General features: G+C 62.0%; 21 protein-coding genes. 7 read left to right on the top strand and 14 right to left on the bottom strand.

The features are described from left to right. Positions 1-35: 35 nt before the first annotated feature. Positions 36-1,268, bottom strand: coding sequence for a sensor histidine kinase (locus L5849_RS08165; protein ID WP_370459195.1), 1,233 nt, complete (start codon positions 1,266-1,268; stop codon positions 36-38). A gap of 44 nt (positions 1,269-1,312) precedes the next feature. Further along, positions 1,313-4,147 carry a DNA polymerase I gene (polA, locus tag L5849_RS08160; protein ID WP_236925176.1) on the bottom strand — a complete coding sequence of 945 codons (2,835 nt, stop codon included), beginning with the start codon at positions 4,145-4,147 and terminating at the stop codon, positions 1,313-1,315. A gap of 248 nt (positions 4,148-4,395) precedes the next feature. On the opposite strand from polA, the gene L5849_RS08155 reads away from it, so the two are divergent. Next, positions 4,396-4,647: a hypothetical protein gene (locus L5849_RS08155; RefSeq protein ID WP_067696099.1), complete on the top strand. Its 252-nt coding sequence runs from the start codon at positions 4,396-4,398 to the stop codon at positions 4,645-4,647. Between the two features lie 91 nt (positions 4,648-4,738). Here L5849_RS08155 and L5849_RS08150 read toward each other — a convergent pair whose 3' ends face one another. Beyond that, positions 4,739-5,755 carry a serine hydrolase gene (locus L5849_RS08150; RefSeq protein WP_236925175.1) on the bottom strand — a complete coding sequence of 339 codons (1,017 nt, stop codon included), beginning with the start codon at positions 5,753-5,755 and terminating at the stop codon, positions 4,739-4,741. 137 nt (positions 5,756-5,892) lie between these two features. Continuing rightward, complete coding sequence (locus L5849_RS08145; RefSeq protein WP_115415272.1) at positions 5,893-6,300, bottom strand: host attachment protein; 408 nt, start codon at positions 6,298-6,300, stop codon at positions 5,893-5,895. Between the two features lie 166 nt (positions 6,301-6,466). On the opposite strand from L5849_RS08145, the gene L5849_RS08140 reads away from it, so the two are divergent. The 3 genes from L5849_RS08140 (at position 6,467) to L5849_RS08130 (ending at position 11,338) form a co-directional block, all read left to right on the top strand. Next, the gene (locus L5849_RS08140; protein ID WP_306664132.1) at positions 6,467-7,759 is read left to right on the top strand and encodes a phosphotransferase family protein; all 1,293 of its coding nucleotides are present in this window, start codon (positions 6,467-6,469) and stop codon (positions 7,757-7,759) included. 4 nt (positions 7,760-7,763) lie between these two features. After that, positions 7,764-9,056, top strand: coding sequence for an acyl-CoA dehydrogenase family protein (locus tag L5849_RS08135; protein ID WP_236925174.1), 1,293 nt, complete (start codon positions 7,764-7,766; stop codon positions 9,054-9,056). Positions 9,057-9,148: 92 nt separating this feature from the next. Further along, positions 9,149-11,338, top strand: coding sequence for a DUF305 domain-containing protein (locus L5849_RS08130; RefSeq protein ID WP_236925173.1), 2,190 nt, complete (start codon positions 9,149-9,151; stop codon positions 11,336-11,338). A 1-nt stretch (position 11,339) separates the two neighbouring features. Here L5849_RS08130 and L5849_RS08125 read toward each other — a convergent pair whose 3' ends face one another. From L5849_RS08125 to L5849_RS08110, 4 genes are all read right to left on the bottom strand, one after another. Further along, on the bottom strand, positions 11,340-12,155 hold the full coding sequence (locus L5849_RS08125) for an aspartyl/asparaginyl beta-hydroxylase domain-containing protein (protein ID WP_236925172.1): 816 nt from the start codon (positions 12,153-12,155) through the stop codon (positions 11,340-11,342). Positions 12,156-12,344: 189 nt separating this feature from the next. After that, positions 12,345-13,994, bottom strand: coding sequence for a chaperonin GroEL (gene groL, locus L5849_RS08120; RefSeq protein WP_236925171.1), 1,650 nt, complete (start codon positions 13,992-13,994; stop codon positions 12,345-12,347). A 54-nt stretch (positions 13,995-14,048) separates the two neighbouring features. Beyond that, on the bottom strand, positions 14,049-14,336 hold the full coding sequence (gene groES / locus L5849_RS08115; protein WP_115415267.1) for a co-chaperone GroES: 288 nt from the start codon (positions 14,334-14,336) through the stop codon (positions 14,049-14,051). Between the two features lie 150 nt (positions 14,337-14,486). Then, positions 14,487-15,914, bottom strand: a complete 1,428-nt coding sequence (locus L5849_RS08110) for an MATE family efflux transporter (RefSeq protein WP_236925170.1) — start codon at positions 15,912-15,914, stop codon at positions 14,487-14,489. Positions 15,915-16,219: 305 nt separating this feature from the next. On the opposite strand from L5849_RS08110, the gene L5849_RS08105 reads away from it, so the two are divergent. Then, positions 16,220-16,936, top strand: coding sequence for a hypothetical protein (locus L5849_RS08105; protein WP_162814804.1), 717 nt, complete (start codon positions 16,220-16,222; stop codon positions 16,934-16,936). Between the two features lie 131 nt (positions 16,937-17,067). On the opposite strand, the gene rplL is transcribed toward L5849_RS08105, so the two are convergent. The 6 genes from rplL to L5849_RS08075 all read right to left on the bottom strand — a co-directional run bounded on the left by rplL (position 17,068) and on the right by L5849_RS08075 (position 20,276). Continuing rightward, positions 17,068-17,445, bottom strand: a complete 378-nt coding sequence (gene rplL, locus L5849_RS08100) for a 50S ribosomal protein L7/L12 (RefSeq protein WP_115415265.1) — start codon at positions 17,443-17,445, stop codon at positions 17,068-17,070. An 81-nt stretch (positions 17,446-17,526) separates the two neighbouring features. Further along, a complete protein-coding gene (rplJ, locus tag L5849_RS08095) occupies positions 17,527-18,042 on the bottom strand; it encodes a 50S ribosomal protein L10 (RefSeq protein ID WP_236925169.1) in 516 nt (171 codons plus the stop codon). A 305-nt stretch (positions 18,043-18,347) separates the two neighbouring features. Further along, on the bottom strand, positions 18,348-18,623 hold the full coding sequence (locus tag L5849_RS08090; RefSeq protein ID WP_236925168.1) for a hypothetical protein: 276 nt from the start codon (positions 18,621-18,623) through the stop codon (positions 18,348-18,350). A gap of 152 nt (positions 18,624-18,775) precedes the next feature. Then, positions 18,776-19,546 carry a hypothetical protein gene (locus tag L5849_RS08085; RefSeq protein WP_236925167.1) on the bottom strand — a complete coding sequence of 257 codons (771 nt, stop codon included), beginning with the start codon at positions 19,544-19,546 and terminating at the stop codon, positions 18,776-18,778. 5 nt (positions 19,547-19,551) lie between these two features. Continuing rightward, a complete protein-coding gene (locus tag L5849_RS08080) occupies positions 19,552-19,773 on the bottom strand; it encodes a helix-turn-helix transcriptional regulator (RefSeq protein WP_236925166.1) in 222 nt (73 codons plus the stop codon). Beyond that, the gene (locus tag L5849_RS08075) at positions 19,773-20,276 is read right to left on the bottom strand and encodes a DUF2975 domain-containing protein (protein WP_236925165.1); all 504 of its coding nucleotides are present in this window, start codon (positions 20,274-20,276) and stop codon (positions 19,773-19,775) included. Before L5849_RS08075 ends, L5849_RS08080 begins: the two co-directional genes overlap by 1 nt. 186 nt (positions 20,277-20,462) lie before the next feature. On the opposite strand from L5849_RS08075, the gene L5849_RS08070 reads away from it, so the two are divergent. Then, a complete protein-coding gene (locus tag L5849_RS08070; protein WP_236925164.1) occupies positions 20,463-20,975 on the top strand; it encodes a DUF4440 domain-containing protein in 513 nt (170 codons plus the stop codon). A 438-nt stretch (positions 20,976-21,413) separates the two neighbouring features. Next, positions 21,414-25,619 carry a DNA-directed RNA polymerase subunit beta gene (gene rpoB, locus L5849_RS08065; RefSeq protein ID WP_236925163.1) on the top strand — a complete coding sequence of 1,402 codons (4,206 nt, stop codon included), beginning with the start codon at positions 21,414-21,416 and terminating at the stop codon, positions 25,617-25,619. The last annotated feature ends 54 nt before the right edge of the window (positions 25,620-25,673 follow it).

The raw sequence follows: 25,673 nt of genomic DNA, 5'->3' as shown, positions 1-25,673 counted from the left end.
CCACCTGCTATGAGCAGGGCAGCGGCAAGGCAAGCCTAGTCATCAACCGGAAGCTCGATCGAGACCCGCAGGCCATCCTTCGTGAATTTCCGTTCGAGAGTGCCGCCGAACTGCCGTGCGGCACTGGTCATCAGCAAGCTGCCGAACCCCTTGCGTTCGGGAACCTCTTCGATATCCGCCCCGCTCTCGCGCCACTCGAGAGCCAAACTTCCGTCTTTTTCCGTCCAGGTCACACTCACCGTGCCTTCGGATTGCCAGGCGCCGTACTTCACCGCATTGGTCGTCAGCTCATGGAGGACGAGACCGAGCGGGGTCACTCGTTTGGCCGGCAGCATGATTTCCGGGCCATTGATTTCGGCAGTGTGCTTGCGCGAGCGATACGGTGCGAGCGAGGTTTCCACCAGCGCGCGGAGCGAAGCAACGGGCCGTTCCAATTCGCCCTGACTCACTTCGTGCGCGGTGAGCAGGGCGCGGATTCTCTGGGCGATGCTCTCGGTGACTTCCTTGGCTTCCGGTTTGTCCCGGCCGCTCATTTGCACGATTGCAAGGATGACCGCGAAGAGATTCTTGACCCGGTGGTTGAGCTCGCGGGCAAGCAGGTCGGCGCGGTCCCGTGCTTCGCTGACGACCGCCGCCTGCGCCGCTTCGGCCTCCGCCCTAGCCGCGCGGCCGACCAGCCGGGCACCTGCGATCATGGCCAAGATCAACAATACCAACAGGGCACCCAGCAGTGGCAACAAACGCGCCTCGGTTCGCGCCGCCTGAGTGTTGCGATCGGCCAGTATCGCGTTCTCAATCTGCTCCATTTCGGCGATCGCGCGACTGAGCCGTTCCATGGTCTCCACACCCTCGTCGGTAAGCACCGCGCGGCGCGCATCGAGCAATTGCCCGTTCTCGAGCAGCTCGACACTGGCTGCCATCTCGTCGAATTTCGCGCGGGCCAGGGCGTCGATCTGGTCGATCAGCTCGGTCTGGCGCGGAGTCGCTTCGTCGCCGATGAGCGCCCGGATCCGATCGAGAGCCGGATCGATCTGTTCACGTCCGATCTGGTATGGCGAGAGATAGCGCCGGTCTAGTGTGATGAGATAGCCGCGCTGCCCTGTCTCGCCGTTCAGAGCCGCGTTATTGACCAAGCGCAGTTCCTCCAGAATCTCGGTGGTTTTCGCAACCTGTTCGCGCTGGGCGCGTTCGGCTTCCACGGTCTGATAGACGAGCAGGAGCGTGGCGAACATTGCCGCCGCGATCACGCTCAGCAGGGCCACATTCATCCAGCGTGGATTGCGTGTGCGCGCGACGAAGTCCTCGATCTCGTTCAGTGTGCTGCTCCCCAGCTGGAACCCGTACCGATGTCGATGCCCAGCGGTATGTCAAGCGTCACCGCAGGTTGCGCCGCGTCGGCCATGACGCTTTCGATGACCTGCGATGCGGCTGCGACATCTCCCTCGGGCAGTTCGAAGACAAGCTCGTCGTGAACTTGCAGCAACATGCGCACATGGCCGAGGCCCGCCATTTCGAGTGCGGGCACCATGCGGACCATGGCGCGCTTGATGATGTCGGCGCTGGTGCCCTGGATGGGGGCGTTGATCGCTGCGCGCTCGCTGCCTTGGCGCTCGGCCTGATTCTTCGAACCGATCCGCGGGAACCAGGTCTTGCGCCCGAACAATGTCTCCGAATACCCGTGCTCGCGCACCTGTTCGAGCGTGCGCACGATGTATTTCTGAATGCCGGGAAAGCGACTAAAATAGGTGTCGATCATCGCCTGCGCCTCATCGGGCTGGACACCGAGCCGACCGGCGAGCCCCCAGCGGCTGATGCCATAGAGGATCGCGAAATTGATCGTCTTCGCGCGAGCGCGGGTATCGCGATTGACTTCGCCGAACATTTCGGTGGCGGTGCGCGCATGGATGTCCTCGCCATTGGCGAAAGCTTCCTTCAGGGTCGGGACATCGGCCATATGCGCCGCCAGCCGCAATTCGATCTGCGAATAGTCGGCGGCGAGCAGGACATGGCCTTCCTCCGCGACGAAGGCTTCGCGGATCTGGCGGCCGATCGCAGTGCGGATCGGGATGTTCTGAAGGTTTGGATCGGTCGAGGACAACCGCCCGGTTTGCGCGCCGACCAGGCTATAACTGGTGTGGACGCGCCCGGTTTCCGGGTTGATCGCAGCCTGCAAGGCATCGGTATACGTGCTCTTGAGCTTGGCGAGCTGGCGCCATTCGAGCACCTTGTTGGCAATCTCCGCGCCTTCGCCGGACAGCCGCTCGAGCACGCTCTGATCGGTCGAATACTGGCCGCTCTTCCCTTTCTTGCCGCCTTTGTAGCCGAGGGTGTCGAACAGAACTTCACCCAACTGTTTCGGGCTGCCGACAGTGAACTCGGTGCCGGCTAGCTCGTATATTTCCTTTTCCAGCCGTGCGATCTCGCCGGCGAACTCCTCCGACAGCTTGGCCAGCCGGACGCGGTCGACCTTGATGCCATGACGCTCCATCTGTGCAACCACGGGGACCAGCGGGCGGTCGACGCGTTGGTAGATCCTCGTTCCCCCCTCGGTCGCCAGCCGCGGTTTGAGATGGCGATAAAGCCGCCAGGTGACGTCGGCATCCTCGGCGGCATATTCGGTCGCCTTGTCGAGCGGGACTTCGCCGAACGGTATCGCCTTCTTGCCGGTCCCGCACACTTCCTTGAAGCTGAGGCAGGTATGGCCGAGGTGGCGATCGGCCAGCTCGTCCATGCCGTGGCCTCCGCCGATCCCGTCGAGTTGGCGGCCCGCATCGAGATCGAAACTGATAATCATCGTATCGTCGATCGGCGCGACCTCGATACCGTTGCGGGCGAGGACGTTAAGGTCGTACTTGCCGTTGTGGAAGACCTTGAGCACGGCGTCGCTGGTCAAGAGGGGCTTCAAGGCTTCGAGCGCGGCGGCCTTGTCGATCTGCGGGGGCTTTTCGGCGAACATGTCGCTGCCGCCATGGCCGAGCGGGATGTAGCACGCATCGTTGGCTCCCAGCGCGAGGCTGATCCCGACAAGATCGGCGCGGATCGCATCGAGGCTGCTGGTCTCGGTGTCGACCGCCACCACGCGCGCCATATGGGCGCGTTCGATCCACTCTTCCAGCCGCTCCATGGTCTGGACGCATTCATAGGCCGAGCGGTCGATCGCGGGATAGTCGGGTAGCGGCTGACGGTTGCCCTCGGTGCTGGCGGGCGCGCCCTTGGTATCTTGCTTGGCCGGATTGAGATCGGTTGTGCGAGAGGGGCTGCCGGTGCCTGCATCGAGCCGTTTCAGGAGACTGGTGAAGCCGTGCTTGGAGAGGAATGCGGCGAGCGGTTCGCTAGGCACGCCGTCGAGCTTCATGTCGTCGAGGGCGATGGGGAGGTCGCAATCCTCCTTCAGTGTCACCAGCACGCGGCTGAGTTCCGCGTCGGCGCGGTGCTCGATCAGGCGCTCCTTGAGCTTCGACTTTTTCATGCCCTCGGCCGCGTCCAGCGCCGCGGTCAAATCGCCGTGTTCGGCGATGAGCTTGCTTGCGGTCTTGGGGCCCACGCCGAAGATGCCGGGGATGTTGTCGACCGAATCGCCCATCAGCGCGAGAACGTCGCCGACTTTTTCGGGCTCCACCCCGAACTTGTCCTCTACCTCTTCGACATAGATGCGCGCATTCTTCATCGTGTCGAGCATATCGATGCGGGCGCCGTCCTTTTCGCCCACGAGCTGCATCAGGTCCTTGTCGCTGGAAACGATCGTGACGTTCCAGCCCTGCTCCTGCGCCGCGCGGGCATAGGTGGCGATCATGTCATCCGCCTCGACATCGGGTTCTTCCACCAACGGCAGGCTGAAGGCCCGCGTTGCATCGCGGATCAGGGGGAATTGCGGAACCAGATCTTCCGGCGGATCGGGCCGGTTGGCCTTGTATTGATCGTAAATCTCGTTGCGGAAGCTCTGGCTCGACTTGTCCAGCACGACCGCAAGATGGGTCGGACCATCGGCCTTGTCCAGATCGTCCGCCAGCTTCCACAACATCGTGGTGTACCCATAGACCGCGCCCACGGGAGTGCCTTCGGGATCGGTCAGGGGGGGGAGCCGGTGATAGGCACGGAAAATATAAGCCGAGCCGTCGACGAGGTAGAGATGTGGTTTTTCACCCATGGTCAGGCGGCTTAGCAATGGCTTGCCCCCTTGGGGAGCGCGATTTTTCCTCGTCACGACAATCGGCGGATTCCTGCCGTTCCTAGCGGAATTAGGGCCAAAATGTGGCAGATTCTAGTGAATCTGCTTGCTAGGCCCCAATTTGGCCATTATTTAGACACTGTGAGGCCCCAATTCGGGACTCGCGTGGAGAGGGGGCCTTCGGCCTTCGAACCACCTCAAAACTCGCTGTTCAAGGATTTAGAACTATGCGCAAGATCGCTCTTTTCGCTGCTGCTTCGGCTGCTGCCCTGACCCTCGCAGCTTGCTCGGAAGCTACCGAAGACGCTGCTGAAGCAACCGCCGATTCGGCTGCTGCTGACGCCGAAGCAAACATGGAAGCCGCTGGCGACGCCATGGAAGCCGGTGCTGAAGAAGTTGCTGCCGAAGCCGACGAAGCTGCTGCTGAAGTCGAAGCTGAAGTCGAAGGCGAAACCGAAGCCGAAGCTGCTGCCGACTAATCGCGCACGCTTCGCGAACGGTTAGCGTTCACGAAAAGAAAGGGCGGTGCCTTCCGGCGCCGCCCTTTTTCTTTATCGATATCTCAGCTGTTTATCTTCCGCCATATTCGGCCGAAGCCCAGTTGCGCCCATCGTTCACGCTGCGCCCGAAGCCATGGTAAAGCGCCTGCGTGATGCTGGAAATCCGGGCATCGCGATTGGCCCGTGCCTCGAGCTTGCGGCTGCGGCTGCCATTTTCGATCGCCATGGAGGGGCTCTGCCCGGTGACGTAAATCGCGGCGGCGATTGCGCGCCCATCGGGCGTGTGGAAAATCCCGATATCGCTCGCCGTGCGGCTGAGCGTACCGGTCTTGTGCGCGAGGTTGGCGCTGACGGGGAGCGCCGAGCGCATGCGCCGTTTTCCGGTGGTCGTTTCCTCCATGGCGTCCAGCAGAAACCGGCGCGAATGATCGCTAAGCCACTTGCCCTGATAAATTCCTGCCAGCAGCTGACCCATGGCGCGCGGCGTGGCGCTGTCCTTCGCGTCGACGCTCCAGGCCGGGTCGATCCGACCATCTTCGCGGATCAGCGTGCGGATATCGCGGCTCAGCTCGAACCCTTCGATTCCGGCATTCCGCATCCACTTGTTTACCGCCCGAGGGCCACCGACTGCCGCCAACAGTGCATCGGTGCAGTCGTTGCAGCTTTTGGAAATCATCAGGCTGAGATGCTTGTAGGCGGGCAAATAGGCGCCGCCGGGACGCGGCAGTCGAAACTCGCTCGTCAGGCTCCAACGTCCTTCGTCCACTCCGGCAAGATAGGCGGCCGCTATGGCGACCTTGCTGGTACTGGCCATCGGAAAGCGCTGATCGGCAAGCACGCCAACTTCATGCCCGGTAGCCAGGTCGACCGCATAAACGCCGATGCGGCCATTCGAGCCGTCGGCAAGCATCGCGATTTCGCGTGCGAGCGGAGTTTCGTACAGGGCGTCGAGCGTTTGCGGTGCCCGGACCTGGGTCCCCAGGGCATTGTCGAACTGGGCCTCGAACCCGCCATTTTGCGCCAGCGCCGGGGCAGACACAAGCATCGCCCCGATTGCCAGCAGTCGTCCAAAAAATCGTTTAGGCATGCCGACCCTATACACCCTCCGTGGTTAGGCGAAGCTTAATGCCAACCGAATATGTCGACACAAGGGCGACGCGACGAAAAGTGTTGCGGGCGCGACAGGTTAGCCTGCCGACTTGTTACAATCGTTCGTCCGATGTCTCAGGTATTGGCGATGATTTCCTCGATGCGGTCGGTCGGTTCCCCGGTGACTGTTTTGTCGATCTCGCCAACCAGGCGCTTCTCGAGTTCGGAGTGATAGTGCCTGCGCATTTCACCCAGTGTCTTGGGGTCGGCGATGACCAAGACGTCGGTGATCTCACCCGCTATCGACTTGGCATTGAGCCATTCCGCTGCCGCTGCACCATGGGCTAGTTCATCCAGATCCGTCCGCCCGAGCCGCTGGCCGACGGCATCCTGGTGCTTCACCCCGGCGCTGAAATTGGTTGCCGACAGGTCGGGCTTCTCCGCGCCGCTTAGCTTGGGTTCGAAAGGCTTGCCGCTGTTGCGCATCACAGTGAAGTTCTCACCATCGACGATGGCGACATGGGCGTTGGCGGGAAGGCGCATAAAAGTATCTCCTGATAGACTGGCTTGTCGGAATAACGACCCACCGCCGCAAGAGGTCCGGGCTTGAGCGACAGAGCGTTTCGCTTCACACATGAACCGCATGGGAGAGACTGAAAGCGCAAGCGCGCTCGCGAAAGGACTGGCCCGGGCGCTTGAACGGGTTGGAATGGGGGCACCGGAAGGCCTGAAGAGGCTGACCGGCGGGGCCACCATGGAGAGCTGGCGGTTTTCGAGCGCGGGAAGGGATTTTATACTCCGCCGTGCGCCGTCCGCTGCGATGATGGAGGGGCGGGCGATCGGGCACGATGTCGAAGCCGCCGTCATCCGCGCCGTTCATCAGCGCGGGGTGCGCGCCCCGGAAATCGTGGTCGAGCTGGAGGAAACCGACTGTCTGGGAACCGGCTTCGTCATGCGGGCGCTCCCCGGGACGGCGGATCCTCGCGCCATTCTTGCTGCGAATGAAGGGGACGAGCTGGCATTCGATCTGTGCGCCGACATCGCGATGGAGCTTGCCGAGATCCATAACACTCCGCTGGACAGCCTGCCTGATCTCCCTCGGCTAGAACCGTCCGACGGTGTGGCAGGTCTGCGCGAGCAGTTCGAGGAGGCCGGGGCGGATCGGCCGATCGTCGCGCTGGCGCTGAGATGGCTGGAGGGCAATCTTCTCTCGCCGATCGAACCCGTGCTGGTCCATGGAGACTACCGGCTCGGCAATCTGATGGTGGAGGAGAGCACGTTGACCGGGGTGCTCGACTGGGAACTGGCGCATCTCGGCGACTACCATGAGGATATCGCTTATGGTTGCATGACCGTATGGCGGTTCTCGCGCCCCGACAGGCCGGCTTATGGCCTCGGGACGCTCGGCGATCAGTCGATAGAATATGCAAGCCTTTACGGCCGCGAGGTCGATCCGGCGCGCTTCCGCTGGTGGCTGGTTTATCGCACGTGCTGGTGGGCGCTCGGTTGTTGGCGCATGGGTGCGACCTGGCGTGAAGGAGCCGATCGCACACTCGAACGCGCGCTCATCTCGCGCCGAACCAGCGAGCAGGAACTCGACCTGCTGCTTTTGCTGGAGGAAGACGCGCCCCGAGAAGAGCGCGAGCGCGATTTGCCGGATAATGCGGGTACGTCCGAACCGAGGGGAGAGGCGAGTGCCGGGGAGCTGGCGGTCGCAATCTCGGAATGGCTTGCGACCGTGAAAGACCGGATGGACGGTCATGATCGCTTCCAGCATGCGGTCGCCCGCAATGCGCTCGGCATAATCGCCCGTGACAATGCTGTCCGGACAGAGGTGCGCGACGCGCAACTGGCTCGCGATCTGCTCGATGGCCAGGTGACACTGGCTCAGCCGGGATTGCTCGCCGCGCTCAGACGGAACACACTCGACAAGCTGGCGGTCGACATGCCGAAATACCCTGCGCTGGCGATCGCGCGGAAGACATGGACGAAAGAGGAATAGGCCGATGGATTTCACCATTCCGCAGGAGCTCGAGGACTATTACGCGGAACTCGAGAGGTTTATCGAGGCGAAGATCGAGCCGCTGGTCGCCCTCGACGACAATATCCGGTTTTTCGATCACCGCCGCGAGAATGCGCGGACCGATTGGGAGCGGGACGGTCTACCGAATGAAGCCTGGGAGGACCTGCTGCGGCAGGCCCGCCAGATTGCCGACGAGGCAGGACATTGGCGTTTCTCCGCGCCGAGGAAATATGGCGGGAAGGATGGATCGAATCTGTGGATGGCGGTGATCCGCGATCGGTTCGCCCAGCGTGGGCTTGGCTTGCACAACGATTTGCAGAACGAACATTCGATCGTCGGCAATTTCCCCTTCGTCGCCATGTTCGAAACCTTCGGGACCGAGGAACAGAAGCGGGAATTTATCGAAGGCGGGTTCGAAGGCACCCGCCGCGTCGCCTTCGGCCTGACAGAGCCGGACCATGGCTCGGATGCCACCTGGATGGAAACCACGGCGGTCCGCGAAACGCGCGACGGGGCTGATGGCTGGCGTATCGATGGTGAGAAGATGTGGATCACCGGCATGCACGTCGCCACTCATTGCGCGATGTTCGCGCGCACCAGCGGCGAGAACGGCGATGCCAGCGGCATTACCTGCTTCCTCGTGCCCAATCCCACCCCCGGCCTTGAGATCGAGGAATGGATGTGGACTTTCAACATGCCCACCGACCATCCGCGGTTGTCGGTGAACGATGTCTGGGTGCCCGACAGCGCGATCCTCGGCGTGGAGGGACGCGGCCTTGCTCTGGCACAGAGCTTTGTCCACCAGAACCGTATCCGCCAAGCGGCATCGTCGCTCGGTGCGGCAAGCTACTGCGTCGAAGAGAGCGTGCGCTACGCCCGGACACGTAAGCCTTTCGGCGAGGAGCTGGCGAAGAATCAGGCGATTCAGTTCCCGCTGGTGGAGCTGGCCACGCAATGCGAGATGCTGCGTTTGCTGATCTACAAGACCGCGTGGGAAATGGACAATATGCCGCATGCGGAGATCGAGAAGACGATCTCCGACAAGGTTTCGATGTGCAATTACTGGGCGAACCGGCTGGTTTGTGAAGCGGCTGACCGCGCGATGCAAGTGCATGGCGGGATCGGCTATTCGCGTCACAAGCCGTTCGAACACATCTATCGCCACCACCGCCGCTATCGGATCACCGAAGGCGCGGAGGAAATCCAGATGCGCAAGGTGGCGGCCTATCTGTTCGGCTATCTGGGGCCAAGACGTGGTCGGTTCGCCCGCTCCTGACCCATTCCATCTTGCCGTTCGTAGAATTTGCGCTTGACCGCCCGGCTCCTGCCGGGCCTGATTACGATCAGGATATCTCGGGGACTGACATCATGACAAAATCGCTACGTCTTCTGGCCGCCAGCCTGTTGCTTTCGACTTCCACTGCCGCGTTGGCGCAGAGTGTGTCGATCGTCCTGCCCGGAGCGCCTGGCGATACACCGCGCGTGATCGACGCCCAGGAAGCGATAGCACTGTCCGACACGCGCTTCTCTCCGGCGGACGTGGCTTTCATGCAGGGGATGATCGTCCACCACCAGCAAGCGGTCGATATGGCGCAACTGGTCAGGGATCGCACCAACAACGAAGCGATCCTGAAAACCGCCGACCGTATCGAGGCGGGTCAGAAAGACGAGATGGATTTCATGCGGACCTGGCTCAAGGACCGCAATCTCGAAGTGGCGATGCAGGGCATGGGCCATGCGCACCATACGATGAAAGGCATGGCGACGCCGGAACAGATGCGTGAACTCGCCGCCGCCAATGGCACGGCCTTCGACCGGTTGTTCCTGCACCTGATGGTAGAGCACCATCGCGGCGCGGTGACCATGGTCGACGATCTTCACGGGACTTCGGGCAGCGCTTACGATCCGGTGATGTTCGAATTCACCAATGAAGTGGTGACCGACCAGAAGGCTGAAATCGACCGGATGAACGCTACGCTGGCCACGCTCTCGACCGATCCGCGCGCCACGTTGACGGCGGGCTTTCGCGATGCGGGCGAGGCGATCCTGAACCTGCGCAAAGTGGCCACGCTCGAAAAGCCGCCTGGTTTCTTCGATCCGGAGAACCCCGCCCAATTGCAGCCGGTGAAGGAAGAGGACGAAGAGGGGGCCGACAAATCGCCACGCGAAGAAGGCGAGGAAACCGAGGATGACGAGCCCGAGTTCGGTGAACGCGGATCGCTGCTGAGCTTTGCCTTTACCGACATGGCCTTCAGCGGCGACATGATGGTGGCGGGCAGTTACCACGGCTTCAACGCCTATCGCCTGGGCGATGACGGCATACCCCAGCTTGTCAGCTCGGTCGTGTGCCCCGGCGGACAGGGCGACGTATCGATCGTGGGCGATCTCCTGATCATGAGCGTCCAGGACCGTCGCGCGCGCGTCGATTGCGGGTTGCAGGGCGTCGACGACAAGGTGAGCGAGGAACGTTTCCGCGGGCTCCGCATATTCGACATGTCCGACATAACCCGCCCACGCCAGGTCGGGCTGGTCCAGACCTGTCGCGGCAGCCACACGCATTCGATCGTGAAGGCCGACGAAGATCGTTTGATAGTCTACAATTCGGGCACGAGTTACGTCCGCGACGATGAGGAACTGGCGGGCTGCTACGAAGTCGGCGGCGACAATACCGCGCTGTTCAGCATCGACGTAATCGAAGTCCCGCTCGCCGATCCATCCGCATCGCGCATTGTCGACCGGCCGCGCGTTTTCGCCAAGGATGGCGAGATAGCCGGCCTGTGGCGCGGTGGCGACCATGGTGAAGGCACGCAGGACACTTTTCGGACCGACATGTGCCATGACATCACCGTTTTTCCCGCGCTCGACCTCGCGGCGGGTGCTTGCTCCGGCAATGGTATCATCCTCGATATTAAGGACCCGCTCAAGCCCGTCCGCATTGATGACGTGACCGATGAAGGTTTTGCCTATTGGCACTCGGCCACCTTTAACAATGACGGCACCAAGGTCCTGTTCACCGACGAATGGGGCGGTGGTGGCCGTCCGCGTTGCCAGGCAGGAGATCCGAAGAACTGGGGCGCCAATGCATTCTACGCGATCGAAGACGGCAAGCTCGTCTATCGCGGCACCTACAAGCTGCCCGCACCGCAGGGCGACAAGGAGAATTGCGTCGCGCATAACGGCTCCATCATTCCGGTGCCGGGACGCGATATCTTCGTGCAAGCCTGGTATCAGGGCGGCATTTCGGTGATCGACTTCACCGATGCGAGCAAGCCGTTCGAGATCGCCTATTTCGATCGCGGTCCGGTCGATGAGGAGCAGCTTATCACGGGCGGATACTGGTCGGCATATTGGTACAATGGCCGCATCTACGCGACCGAGATCAGCCGGGGGCTGGACGTCTTCGCGCTTGAGCCGAGCGAGCACCTGACCGCAGCGGAAATCGCCGCGGCCGAGGCGGCGGTCTATGCCGACGGCCTCTTCAATCCGCAGACGCAGACCCAGGTCACCTGGCCTGCCGAAGTGATTGCGGCGGTCGAGGAAAGCCGCACGGGCGGGTAAGCTAGGCCGCGATCGCTTTTCTCACATCCTGGACGAATCCGGTGCGGCGGATGATCGAATAGAGCAGCCTGGCCGCCATGCGGCCCGACCGGCGCATCGGGCGGCGCACTTGCAGGAACAGGACCACGCGTGGTTCTTGCGTTTCGTTCCAGACTTCGTGTGGATTGGTCTCGTCGAACACCATCCACTCGCCCTCGGCCCAGCGTAACGGCGTCCCGTTCACTTCCATCTCGCAGCGACCGGGACCCCGCGGGACCGCTAGCCCGAGATGGCAATTGAGCCAGGCCTTGGTCAGCCCGCGATGGCGCGGGACGTGCGTGCCGGGCTCCATGATCGAGAAGAAGGCGACAACGAGCCCGGGTATCCGGTCGAGCATGGCAGCGGTTTGCGGGCACCGGGCGCGGTTTTCCCGGGCCTTGAAGCCATAGCCTTCGAGAAAGAAGCTTTTCCAGGCAGAGCTGTTGGCAATTCGCCGATGGTCGGGCGAAAGCTTGCCGAATGCGGGTATCGAGCGACGCTCGACGAGGAGGGGCGCGAGTTCCTGTCTGACGATATGCCATTCGCGCTGCAACTCATCGAGGCAGGGAAGGTGCGAAGCGGGCAGGATCGCCTCGTCTCCGACCAGCGACTGGCGCGCGAACCAGCGATTGACCGGATCGCGCAGGCGTTTGCCCATGCGGATCAGAGCCGATTGCTTCGGCCTTGTATAGCGTTCCCGCGGCTCGGGGCGCGAGGCATCCTCGTTCGATCCATGCCGAGGCTCAAGCGTGTCCTCGCGACCATTCTGGCGGGGCAGGGTTGTCGGCCCACTCCTCATGAAACGCGGGTTTATCCGAGCCGTCGATGCAATCCTTGGAATATCGCGCCAAATCGACACGAGCCGTTTGAGAGAGGTTGAAGCGCTTGCGCGGAGCGCCGGGGCGCGGCGAGACAGGACGAATGAAAAGGCCCGGCAGGAGGACTGCTCCTGCCGGGCCAAATGCTGTCCGGTTGGTCGGGAAAAGGCTTAGAAGCCCATGCCGCCCATACCGCCCATGCCACCCATGTCGGGCATTGCCGGGGCGGCGCCCTTGTCTTCCGGCTTCTCGACGACTGCGGCCTCGGTCGTGATCAGCAGGCCGGCAACCGAAGCGGCGTCCTGCAGTGCCGTGCGCACAACCTTGGTCGGGTCGATAACACCGGCATTGACGAGGTTCTCGTATGTGTCGGTCGCAGCATTGAAGCCGAGCGAGGTGTCGTTCGCGTCGGTCAGCTTGCCTGCGACAACGGCACCATCGTGACCGGCATTGGTTGCGATCTGGCGTACAGGAGCCTGGAGCGCGCGACGGATAATGTCGATGCCGCGGGTCTGGTCATCGTTTTCGCCCTCGAGGCCTTCCAGCGCCTTGGTGGCGTAGAGCAACGCCGTGCCGCCGCCCGGAACGATACCTTCTTCGACGGCTGCGCGGGTTGCGTGCAGGGCGTCGTCGACGCGGTCCTTGCGTTCCTTCACTTCGACTTCGGTCGCACCGCCGACCTTGATTACGGCAACGCCGCCTGCGAGCTTGGCGAGACGCTCTTGGAGCTTCTCACGGTCGTAATCGGACGAGGTGTTGTCGATCTGTGTGCGGATTTCGGAAACGCGCGCCTTGATGTCGGCTTCGTCACCCGCACCGTCGACGATGGTGGTGTTGTCCTTGTCGATGGTGACGCGCTTGGCTTCGCCGAGCATGCCGAGGGTGACGTTTTCGAGCTTGATGCCGAGATCTTCGGAAATCATCTCGCCCTTGGTCAGGATCGCGATGTCCTGCAGCATGGCCTTGCGGCGATCGCCGAAGCCCGGAGCCTTGACCGCTGCAACCTTGAGGCCGCCGCGCAGCTTGTTGACCACGAGGGTCGCCAGCGCTTCGCCTTCGATGTCTTCCGCGATGATCAGCAGCGGGCGGCCCGACTGGACGGCCGCTTCGAGAACGGGAAGCATCGACTGCAGGTTCGACAGCTTCTTTTCGTGGATCAGGATGTACGGGTTTTCGAGTTCGACCGTCATCTTGTCCGGGTTGGTGATGAAGTAGGGCGACAGGTAGCCGCGATCGAACTGCATGCCTTCGACGGTTTCGAGCTCGAATTCGAGACCCTTGCTCTCGTCGACGGTGATCACGCCTTCTTTGCCAACCTTTTCCATCGCTTCGGCGATCTTCTCGCCGACTTCACGGTCGCCATTGGCCGAAATGATGCCAACCTGCGCGATTTCGTTCGATCCGGAGACGTCCTTCGAACGGCTTTTGAGGTCTTCGACGACCTTGGTGACCGCAAGGTCGATGCCGCGCTTGAGGTCCATCGGGTTCATGCCGGCCGCGACCGATTTCATACCTTCGGTCACGATCGACTGGGCGAGGACGGTCGCGGTGGTGGTGCCGTCACCGGCGGCGTCGTTCGCCTTCGATGCGACTTCCTTGATCATCTGCGCGCCCATGTTCTCGAACTTGTCCTTAAGCTCGATTTCCTTGGCGACGGTGACGCCGTCCTTGGTGATGCGGGGTGCGCCGAAGCTCTTGTCGATCACGACATTGCGGCCCTTGGGACCCAGCGTGACCTTGACTGCATTGGCGAGGGTGTCGACGCCGCGCAGAATGCCTTCGCGCGCGTCGCGGCCGAACTTAACGTCCTTGGCTGCCATTGGTTTTTCTCCTGGAAATTATGTGTCTGGTGGAAAGCGAAGAAGGCTCGGCAATCAGCCGATGATCCCCATGATATCGCTTTCCTTCATGATCAGCAGGTCTTCGCCGTCGAGCTTGACTTCGGTGCCCGACCACTTGCCGAACAGCACCCGATCACCGACCTTGACGTCGAGCGCGATACGGTCGCCGTCATCGTCGCGCGCGCCATCGCCGACAGCGACGATTTCGCCTTCGCTCGGCTTCTCCTGGGCGCTGTCGGGAATGATGATCCCGCCGGCGGTCTTCTGATCGGCTTCGATGCGACGGACCAGAACGCGGTCGTGCAGCGGACGAAATGCCATAATGATGACCTCTCTTCTAAGAGTGTGAAACAAGGATTGGCACTCCCACTCCGAGAGTGCCAGCGAGGCGCATTTGGGGACGCCTTTTCCTCGAGTCAACGGGGCGACGGCGAAAAAAGTTGCGATGCTTTCGCCGGGGTGTGCGCGTGTTCAGGCCGGGCGAGGGGGCCTGTCCGTCAGTCCGAGTTTTTCGCGCCGGTGCCAGCGCCACCCGAGCAGCGCGGCGGCAACCGTAAGGCCGGTGGCGAGCCCGATCCACACGCCCACCCCCTCCAGCGGGGTACGGAAACCGAGATAAAGCGAAAGGCCGATGCCGGGCACCCAATAGGCGAAGGCGGCGATCCACATGGGTACGCGCGTGTCCTGCAACCCGCGCAGTGCGCCCGCGGCGACCGCCTGCATCCCGTCGAACAACTGGAAGGCGGCGGCGATCACGATGTATTGTAGCGCAAAGCCGACCAGAACCGCGTTTTTCGGATCCCACGGGTCGATATAGATCGCCAGCAGTGGCTTGGGGATCACCACCATCGCAAGGGCCGTCAGCGCCATGAAACCGGTGCCCACGAAGATGGCGGTCCAGCCCGCGCGTTTCATACCGATGGAATCGCGTGCCCCGTAGAAATAGCCGACGCGGATCGTCGCGGCCTGACTGACCCCGAAGGGCACCTGAAAAGCAAGAGCGGCAATCTGCAGGGCTACCGTGTGGGCAGCCAGCTGGGTCGCGCCGATATTGCCCATCAGAAAGGCGGCGGCACCGAAAATCCCCGCTTCGGCGGTGATGGTCAGCGCGATCGGCGTGCCGATGCGCGTTATATGCACAAACCGCTGCCAGTCGGGCGACCACCACCGCCCGAAGACGCGATAGCGATGCAGTTTCGGATCGAGGCGGATTACAAGGATATAGGCGGCGAGCGTGGTCAACGTGGTGAGGATCGTCGCCACCGCAGCGCCCTTGAGGCCGAGCTCGGGCGCGCCGAGATTGCCGAAGATGAAGGCATAATTGGCGAGCGCGTTGACGAAGATGCCGGCTGCGGTGATCGCGGTGGCGAAGATCGGGCGGTCCAGCGTGGAGACGAAGCTGCGCAGCACGTTGTTGAACAGCATGGGCACCAGGCTGAGTACCAGCAGCGTGTTGTATTCGATCGCCATGGCGATAATCTGCGGTTCCTGTCCGGTGATCCGCATCAGCGGGCCAAGCAGCAGGCACACTCCGATCCCGCCAATTCCCGAGATCAGCGCAAGCCAGAGCGCCATGCGCACCGAACGGCGGACCGGCCGCAATGCGGGCGCGCGCTCGCCCAGCTCGGCTGCCGCGACCGGTGCGACCGCGCCGGTCAGGCCGGATAAGGCCCACAAGACCATGCCGAAGAGCGCCACCGCCAAAGCCGAGGCCGCCAACTGATCCTGACCCAGCCGCGCGATGAAGATCACGTCGATCGCATAGGTCAGCATTTGCAACAGATTCGCCGCCGCCAGCGGCCAGCTCAGCCGCAGCGTCGCGACCAGTTCGTCGCGCCAGCCATCGCCGCCCGGTTCCGCAATGGTGGGCGTGGGCTCCATGGCGGTCTCGTGCGTCATGCAGCCGGACCGGATAGGCGAAGGACAGGTCCCGCTCAAACCGCCCGGAGCAATCGAGAGCAATTGGCGTCCCGCATGGTGCGCGCAAGCCACACTGCGCGATGCCCTGACCGGCACTGACCGAAAATTGGTCCGCTTGGGAGGTAACGGTGTGCGGGGCCTTCAACGGACTGGTCGATCGGCTCAGCAGCGCAGCCATGGTTCTGTACCAGACGGCCGACTGTGGTCGTCATGAGGGATCGAGAATCGGTTGGAAGTGACGCTGGCGACCGGTTCGATCTGAATCGGATGCAAGGAGAATTGGCTTGCCGACCGATCGCGGTCATCGATCGTCTGCCACAATAGGGAGAAAAACCATGGAGAACTCGGAAGCGGTCGAACCCGTCGCCGCATTGCAGAACTTCGTCACTCGTTTTGGCGAACAGCGACTGTTTTCGACACAAGCAAAAATCGTGACTTACACCGATCCGTTATACAATGTGATCGGAAGCAGCGGCGATCCCAAGATTCCCGGCTATCCGAGCTGGACTTACCTACTTCAACAGTTCGGTATAGGGGTGGGCACCAACGACCATTGTTATGTCGATCCCCAGATGCCCGACCATACGCATCCCGCGTTCCTGGTGGGCGGGCATATGACCCCGAATAAAGACGGCAGCGTCCCGTCGACCAACATCTGCTACCTGATGCCGCTGTGCAAATGGCACAATGGCAAAGGCAACAATCACGTGGCTTTCCCGCATTCGCTGACACAGATCCTCGAACTGTACGGCTACATGACGAGCGAGCCTGCCGCGACATTCCTGGCGCGCCTTTCCGGGCAAGCCCCGGCCGCGCTGATTTTCGCGGAGGCGCAGGGGCTGAAGTTTCAGACGCTGTCCGATGAGGATTTTTCGCGGATCAAGTCGGATTCGGTCGTCGATGCCCTGGGTTCCGGCGTGGCCGACAGGCACATTGTCCTTCGCCGCAGAGAAGATCGCGACGGTGTCTATTACACGGTCGACCAAGCTCAGCTCGACTAGGTTGGCCGGCCCGCCCGCCGGTGCGACCGGGATAGGAAAAAGGGCGGCGCCTCGCGGCGCCGCCCTTCGTCTGATCTCGCGAAACGAGATCGAAGCGTAAGCAGATCCCCGCCCGGGCGGGGAGCAGGAGCTTACTTGAGCTCGACGGTACCGCCGGCTGCTTCGATCTTGCCCTTGATTTCTTCGGCTTCCGCCTTGTTGACGCCTTCCTTGAGCGGCTTGGGCGCGCCTTCGACAAGAGCCTTGGCTTCCGAAAGGCCCAGGCCGGTGATGGCGCGGACTTCCTTGATGACCTGGATCTTCTTGCCACCGTCGCCGGTCAGGACGACGTCGAATTCGTCCTTTTCTTCGGCTGCGGCACCTGCGTCACCGCCAGCGGCGGGGCCGGCTACGGCAACAGCAGCGGCGGCGCTAACGCCCCACTCTTCTTCGAGCGCCTTGGCAAGCTCAGCGGCTTCCATGACGGTCAGCTTCGACAGTTCTTCAACAAGCTTGGCGATATCGGCCATGATGTTTCACTCCAAATATAAGGCCGGGGTGTCCGACGGACTTTGCCCCGATGAATATGTGTTCGTACGTCGAACCGGCTCTTACGCGGCTTCCTTGGCGCCATAGGCACCGAATACGCGTGCGAGCATCGAGGTGGGTTCCTTGATCGTGCGGACAACCTTGGTTGCCGGCGCGTTGACGAGGCCCACGATCGTGCCACGAAGTTCGTCGAGGCTGGGCATCGAGGCGAGCGCCTTGACCCCTGCTTCGTCGAGCTTCTGCGCGCCCATCGAACCGCCGACGATTTCGATCTTGTCGGTGGTCTTGGCGAACTCCACCACGGCCTTGGCCGCGGCAACCGGATCCTCGGAATAACCAAGGGCGGTCGGACCGGACAGGTACTCTTCGAGACCTGCGTAGTCGGTGTCCTTCAGGGCGAGCTTGGCAAGACGGTTCTTCGCAACCTGATAGGATGCACCGGCTTCACGCATCTTCGTACGCAATTCGGTCGACTGGGCGACCGTAAGGCCCAGGTTGCGGGTCACGACGACCACGCCTGCCTGGTTGAAGACTTCGCTGAGCTGGGCAACCGCGTCGGCTTTTTGCGAACGATCCATGCCATACTCCTTCACTATGGTCGTCCGCTTGGAAGCAGACGACCGGCTACGTTTGTCCATGCCACCTGAGCGACACGGGCGAGTCCGTTGATGGGGAAGGAGTGCGCCAGATGGCGCGAAACGGTGATGCAGGCGCATCGCCGGAAATTCTCTGTTCCCCGTCTAGGCTGGAAATTAAGAAGGCCAGATTGCCTTCACCAACTGTCTCGGACGGATGCACGCCGGACGCAAAGAGGCCCGCCGGTGCGGGGCGGGCCTCTAAAGGTTTTGTGCGGCTTGTCAAGCAGACGCTGCGCTTTCGCGGCTTACATGCCGTCTGCCCGATCCTCCAGCTTCTCGGCCTTCTGTTCGAGGTCCTCGGCATGTTGTTCAAGCTTGGCTTCTTCGACGCTATCGCCTGCTGCCTCGGCGCGCTCCTCAGCAAGATCGGCATGGGCTTCCGCCATTTCGGCACGTTCGTCGATCACCTCGGCGGCTGCTTCGTTGATATCGTCCTGCTGTTCGGCAGCTTCCTCGGCCGGCCCGTCGCACGCGGCAAGTACGATGGTGAGAGGGGTGAGTACGAGTGCGAACTTTTTCATGGCGTTTCCCTGTTGCATTGTCGGGAGAAGTATCCCGGCGATGTCGCCTTAATGTCGCAGCGGGGCAGGAGGTTCCAAATCATATTCCATCTCCTAGTGCGACGCCCGAGCGGGAGCGCCGCGTTGCCGTGCCGCTTTGCAGTTCCCGATCTTCACGCCGATGCCCTCTCACCGGGTGCCTGGTCGGGTTTGCCCTCGCGGTGCAGTTCCACCCATCGTGCAACGCGCACCATCGCGGCAGGGGTGATTGCCACGATCAGACCGACAACCACCGAATCGATCGCGAGGGGCGTCCAAAGCGCCGCGCCCTGCTTGCCCATCGCCCATTCATTGAGGTGCTGGTGCAGTAGGCTGACCGGGGTCCGCGCTAGCAGAAATAGGGGCAACGCCAGGAAATAGAGCAGGCCGGTACATTTGGCCGAACCGATGGGTCCGGCGATCCGACCATCGGTTGCCGAAGCGACGATCCAGGCCATCAGCAGAGGCTCGATCAGCACTTGGCCGAGGCCGACCACGGCCCGAACGGTAAAGACATTCTCTTCGGCGACGAAGCTGCGCGTATAGAAGACGGCGGCGAACAGAACGAGCGAGTAGACGAGGTAAGGGGCAAAGCGCTTCGCGGCTATTCCCAGCGGGGCGAGTTGTCGCCCATCGCGCGTCCCGGCAAAGTGGCGGATCACAAAGAAGGCGCCGATATAGATCGAGATCATCTTCACCCAGCCGAAAGCCATGCGAGTCCCGTCTTGCGATACGGCACGGGCGGTTTCTTCATCGGCGAACATGCCGATCCGCACTTCGACCACATGCTGGGCGAATTCCCACAGGATGATTGCAGCGAAAAGCCACGGAAGGGCTCTGATCGCGCGCAGGCTATCGATATAGCTGCCTGCAAGATCGGTGAAAAAGCGACGTATCCATTGCATGGTCTTTACTCCCCGTATTTCAGCAGATCGCCCGGCTGGCATTCGAGTTCGTGACAAATCGCCTCGAGCGTGGAAAAACGGATGGCCTTGGCCTTGCCGGTTTTTAGGATGGACAGGTTCGCCAGTGTCAGTCCGATCCGTTCCGACAATTCGGTCAGTGTCATCTCGCGCTCGCGCAACAAGTCGTCGAGTTGGACGACGATATGGTGCATGTCTTCGCCCGGCATCAGACCGTGCCTTCCAGATCTTCGCGCATGGCGGCGCCTTCGCGGAACACGCGCGCAAGCAGGAAGAGCAAGGGAACGGCCAGCCAGCCGGTGAGGGACAGCGTCCAGCCGAAATACTCTCCGCTTTGCGCGCTCGCCCAGACCGAAAGCTGCCCATGCGCCAGATCGACGAGATTTATCGCCAACAGCGCCCAGGCGACGATGGTGAGCCGATGCGCGTTGCGATCACTGAAGGCGGCGCCCGCCCGCGTATCCCGGACGATTGCAATCAGCCGTGTCAGGATGGCATGAACGGCAGCCGCAACGGGCAGTACGAGTGCACAGGATACGGCGAGCCATATGAAGACCGCTTCGCCCCCTGTGGTCGAAAAGGCGTCGAGCAACTTTTCGCGGAAGTGGTTCGGGTCGATCACCAGCATCGCACCGAGAAGTGCGAACAGCGCGGCGACGATCCAGTTGAGCCAGTTGGTAATGCGCAGTCCGGTGACGATGGCGGAAAACATGCTAAAACACTCCCTTATCGAGAATCGATATGGAGTATGATCTTCATATCGTCAATCGATAATATCGAAATTCGATAATCTACATTCGCATGTCATTCGCAGGATCGCGGATGACATTGGTGGAGCAGGCTTCGACCTCGTCGATCCGATAGGTCATTTATCGCCGGTCAGATGGGAGTGGTGTCCATGTTTCGCGTCTTGGCCGCTATTGCGGCGCTGGGTCTGGTCGGCTGTTCTTCTCCCTCGACCGATCCGCCCGCGAGAAGCGAGCCCTCCGCTCGGGCGAGTCTAACCGCTGGCGACCGCGAGGCGCTGCGCGCACTCGACCAGAGCTATGGCAAGGCATGGCGGGAAAAAGGGGCCAGGGCGCAATCGGAAGCGCTGTTGGCGCTTTTCGCGCCAGATGCCGTGGTTTATCCGGGGAGTGGGGCGCCGCCGATTTCAGGAACCCAGGCGTTACACGGCTTCTGGTTCCCCGATGGCCCTCCACCGACCGAGGTCGAATATTTCGAGCGGCACGCGGACGCCATCGAAGGATCGCCCGCGCTGGCGGCGATCAGCGGCCGTAGCGAGATTGCTTTCACCTATGACGGCACTCGCTCCGTTCAGGAAGGTCACTACATCATTCATGCCCGGCCCGACGAAGCGGGCTATTGGAAGATCGAGCGGATGATGTGGAACAGTCGCCAGGTCGAGTAAGAGCCTGTCCGGTTCCCGCCGCTGCGCTCGTCATCATGGCCAATGGTCGGCCGTCCTTGTTCGTGATGGCACCCATCCATTCTTCGCTGCCATCGTCACGCCCCTTCCTAGCTTATCGCGTCGCCGTTTCCCTGCCCCGCCGCGCAGCGCCCGATTCCCCGGTTGACCCGTGCTCGCGCAAATCCTACATGCCCTCCGACCGCACGCTTCGAGCGAGTCCGATTCATGCGCGGGAATCGGGCACAGGATGGAAGCGGCGTTTCCATAATCGCGACGCTCGAGAAGCTGCAGCAGACCGCCGGGACCGGTGCGTCATCCGCTGCGGCCTTTTCGCGTCCCGGCTATGATCTCACGCGCATGAGGCACGAATTCCGAGGGGTTGTCCGCCCAAAGACGTGGACGATCTCCGGCGCACACGAGAAGAGGTAACTACCCCTTATGGCTACCAAGGCGAAGGCTCCGAAGAAGACCCGGGGCACGAACGCGCAGGGCACGGCGAAGCGTCGTATCCGCAAGATCTTCGGCGACATCCACGAAGTCGTCGACATGCCGAACCTGATCGAGGTCCAGCGCGAGAGCTACGAACAGTTCCTGCGCTCGAACAAGGAGATCGATTACGTCTCCGGCCTCGAAAAGACGCTGCGTTCCGTGTTCCCGATCCGCGACTTCGCCGGCACCGCCGAACTCGACTTCGTTCATTACGAACTCGAAGCGCCGAAATACGATATCGTCGAATGCCGCCAGCGCGGTATCACCTATGCCGCCCCGATGAAGGTCACGCTGCGCCTGATCGTCTTCGAGGTCGATCAGGAAACCGAGACCCGTTCGGTTCTCGATATCAAGGAGCAGGACGTTTACATGGGCGACATGCCGCTCATGACTTCGAACGGCACCTTCATCGTCAACGGCACCGAACGCGTCATTGTTTCGCAGATGCACCGTTCGCCGGGTGTGCTGTTCGATCACGACCGCGGCAAGACCCACAGCTCGGGCAAGCTCCTTTTCGCCGCCCGCATCATTCCGTATCGTGGGTCCTGGCTCGACTTCGAATTCGACGCCAAGGACGTGGTCAACGTGCGTATCGACCGTAAGCGCAAGCTGCCGGTCACCGCGCTGCTCTTCGCGCTCGGCCTCGACAGCGAAGACATTCTCGATCACTTCTACGACACCGTCACCTGGAAGCGTTCGACCGGCAAGAAAGGCGAAGGGTGGACCATTCCCTTCGTCCCCGAGAACTGGCGTGGCCAGAAGCCGGCCTTCCCGCTGGTCGATGCCAAGACCGGCGAGGAAGTTTTCCCCGCCGGGCAGAAGATCAGCCCGCGCGCGGCCAACAAGGCGGCCAAGGACGGGCTCGAAACGCTGCTGCTGCCGACCGAGGAAATCTTCGGCCGCTATGCTTCGCGCGACATGATCGACGAGAAGACGGGTCGCATCTATATCGAGGCAGGGGACGAGGTTTCGGCCGAGAACCTCGAAGTTCTCGACGCCGTCGGCATCGACGAAATGGTCCTGCTCGACATCGACCACGTCACCACCGGTCCGTGGATCCGCAACACGCTCAAGGTCGACAAGGCCGAGAACCGCGATGAGGGCCTCGAAGCGATCTACAAGGTGATGCGTCCGGGCGAACCGCCGACCAAGGAAACCGCCGAAGCGCTGTTCGAAGGCCTGTTCTTCGATAGCGAGCGCTACGACCTGTCGGCCGTTGGCCGGGTCAAGCTCAACATGCGCCTCGACCTCGATGCCGAAGACACCGTCACCACGTTGCGCAAGGAAGACATCCTCGCCGTTGTCAAGGAGCTGGTCGACCTCAAGGACGGCAAGGGCGACGTCGACGACATCGACAATCTCGGCAACCGCCGCGTGCGGTCGGTCGGCGAACTGCTCGAAAACCAGTACCGCGTCGGCCTGCTGCGCATGGAGCGCGCGGTCAAGGAACGCATGAGCAGCGTCGACGTGTCGACCGTGATGCCGAACGACCTCATCAACGCGAAGCCGGCTGTGGCTGCCGTGCGCGAGTTCTTCGGCTCCAGCCAGCTCTCGCAGTTCATGGACCAGACCAACCCGCTGTCGGAAGTCACCCATAAGCGCCGCGTGTCGGCGCTTGGCCCGGGCGGGCTCACCCGCGAGCGTGCGGGTTTTGAAGTCCGAGACGTTCACCCGACGCACTATGGCCGCATCTGTCCGATCGAAACGCCGGAAGGCCCGAACATCGGCCTGATCAACTCGCTGTCGACCTTCGCCCGCGTCAACAAGTACGGCTTCATCGAAACGCCGTATCGCAAGGTGGTCGACGGCAAGGTCACCGAGGAGGTGATCTACCTTTCCGCCATGGAAGAGCAGAAGCACACCGTGGCGCAGGCCTCGGCCGAGCTGACGGAAGATGGCAGCTTCGTGGAAGAGCTGGTCTCGGCCCGCCACGACGGTGACAACCTGATGGCGCCGCGCGAGAGCATTACGCTGATGGACGTCAGCCCCAAGCAGCTCGTTTCGGTCGCCGCATCGCTCATCCCGTTCCTGGAAAACGATGACGCCAACCGCGCACTCATGGGCTCGAACATGCAGCGCCAGGCAGTTCCGTTGGTCAAGGCGGAAGCGCCCTGGGTCGGCACCGGCATGGAAGAAACCGTTGCGCGCGATTCCGGCGCGGCCATCGCGGCGACCCGTGGCGGCATTGTCGACCAGGTCGACGCGACACGTATCGTCATCCGCGCGATCGGCGATGTCGAACCCGGCCAGTCGGGCGTCGATATCTACACGCTGCAGAAGTTCCAGCGTTCGAACCAGAACACCTGCATCAACCAGCGCCCGCTGGTGAAGGTGGGTGAGACGGTGGCTCCTGGCGATATCATCGCCGATGGTCCTTCGACCGATCTCGGCGAACTGGCGCTGGGCCGCAACAGCCTGGTCGCCTTCATGCCCTGGAACGGTTACAATTATGAGGATAGTATCCTCATCTCCGAGCGCATCGTTAAGGACGACGTCTTCACCTCGATCCATATCGAGGAATTCGAAGTCATGGCCCGCGATACGAAGCTCGGCCCCGAAGACATCACCCGCGACATCCCCAATGTCGGCGAGGAAGCGCTGCGCAACCTCGACGAAGCGGGCATCGTCTATATCGGCGCCGAAGTGCATCCGGGCGATATCCTGTGCGGCAAGATCACGCCCAAGGGCGAAAGCCCGATGACGCCGGAAGAAAAGCTCCTGCGCGCCATCTTCGGCGAAAAGGCCAGCGACGTGCGCGACACTTCGCTCCGCCTGCCCCCGGGCGTTGCCGGCACGGTCGTCGAAGTCCGCGTCTTCAACCGCCACGGTATCGAGATCGACGACCGTACGCGTGCGATCCAAAACGAGGAAATCGAACGCCTCCGTAAGGACTCGAACGACGAACGCGCCATCCTCAACCGTGCGACCTACAACCGCCTGCGCGACATGCTCGTCGGTCAAACCGCTTCGGCAGCGCCCAAGGGTGTGAAGAAGGGCAGCGAGATCACCGAAGAGGTGCTCGAGGGTGTCGACAAGCACGAGTGGTTCAAATTCGCCGTGGCCGACGATGGTCGCCAAGCGCAGCTCGAAGCGGTCAAGTCGCAGTACGACGAGGCGGTCAAGTTCATCGAAGAGAAGTTCGAGGACCGTAAGGAAAAGCTCGAACGCGGCGACGAACTCGCCCCGGGCGTGCTCAAGATGGTCAAGGTCTTCGTCGCGGTGAAGCGCAAGCTGCAGCCGGGCGACAAGATGGCCGGCCGCCACGGGAACAAGGGTGTGATTTCGCGCATCCTCCCGGTCGAGGACATGCCGTTCCTCGAAGACGGAACCCCGGTCGACATCGTGCTCAATCCGCTGGGCGTGCCTTCACGCATGAATGTCGGGCAGATCTTCGAAACGCATCTCGGCATGGCGGCTCGCAATCTGGGCCACCAGATCGGCGAGCAGCTCGAAGAGTGGAAGCGCGCGAACCCCAATGCTTCGGAAGATTATGCCAAGGCCAAGCCGCCCGAAGCGGTCATCGAGCGCCTCAAGACTGTCTATGGCGAGGAATATCACGATGCGATCGACAGCCGCTCGACCGCCGAAGTGGTCGAACTGGCCGGCAACCTAACCGCAGGCGTCCCGATGGGCACACCGGTGTTCGACGGTGCACGCGAAGGCGACGTGACCATTGAGCTCGAAAAGGCAGGGCTCCACAGTTCGGGCCAGTCGGTGCTGTTCGACGGACGCACGGGTGAAGCTTTCGACCGCAAGGTCACCGTGGGCATCATCTACATGCTCAAGCTGCACCACCTCGTCGACGACAAGATCCACGCCCGCTCGATCGGCCCCTACAGCCTCGTCACCCAGCAGCCGCTGGGCGGTAAGGCCCAGTTCGGCGGCCAGCGCTTCGGGGAAATGGAGGTCTGGGCGCTCCAGGCTTACGGCGCCGCCTACACGCTGCAGGAAATCCTCACCGTGAAGTCGGACGACGTGATCGGCCGGACCAAGGTCTACGAAGCGATCGTCAAAGGCGACGACACCTTCGAGGCGGGCATTCCCGAGAGCTTCAACGTGCTCGTCAAGGAGATGCGCAGCTTGGGCCTCAACGTCGAACTCAAGTCGCTGGCCGACGATGAGGATGACGACGGCTTCGCGATCGCGGCGGAATAAGGGGCTTCGGTCCCCATCTCCGCCCCAGGAATTCACCCGTTAAGGGAATAAGTC

This window comes from Erythrobacter sp. SN021 (genome assembly GCF_021864455.1).
The sequence above is the reverse complement of the archived record's forward strand: the minus strand, read 5'-3'. Positions and strand labels throughout refer to the sequence as shown.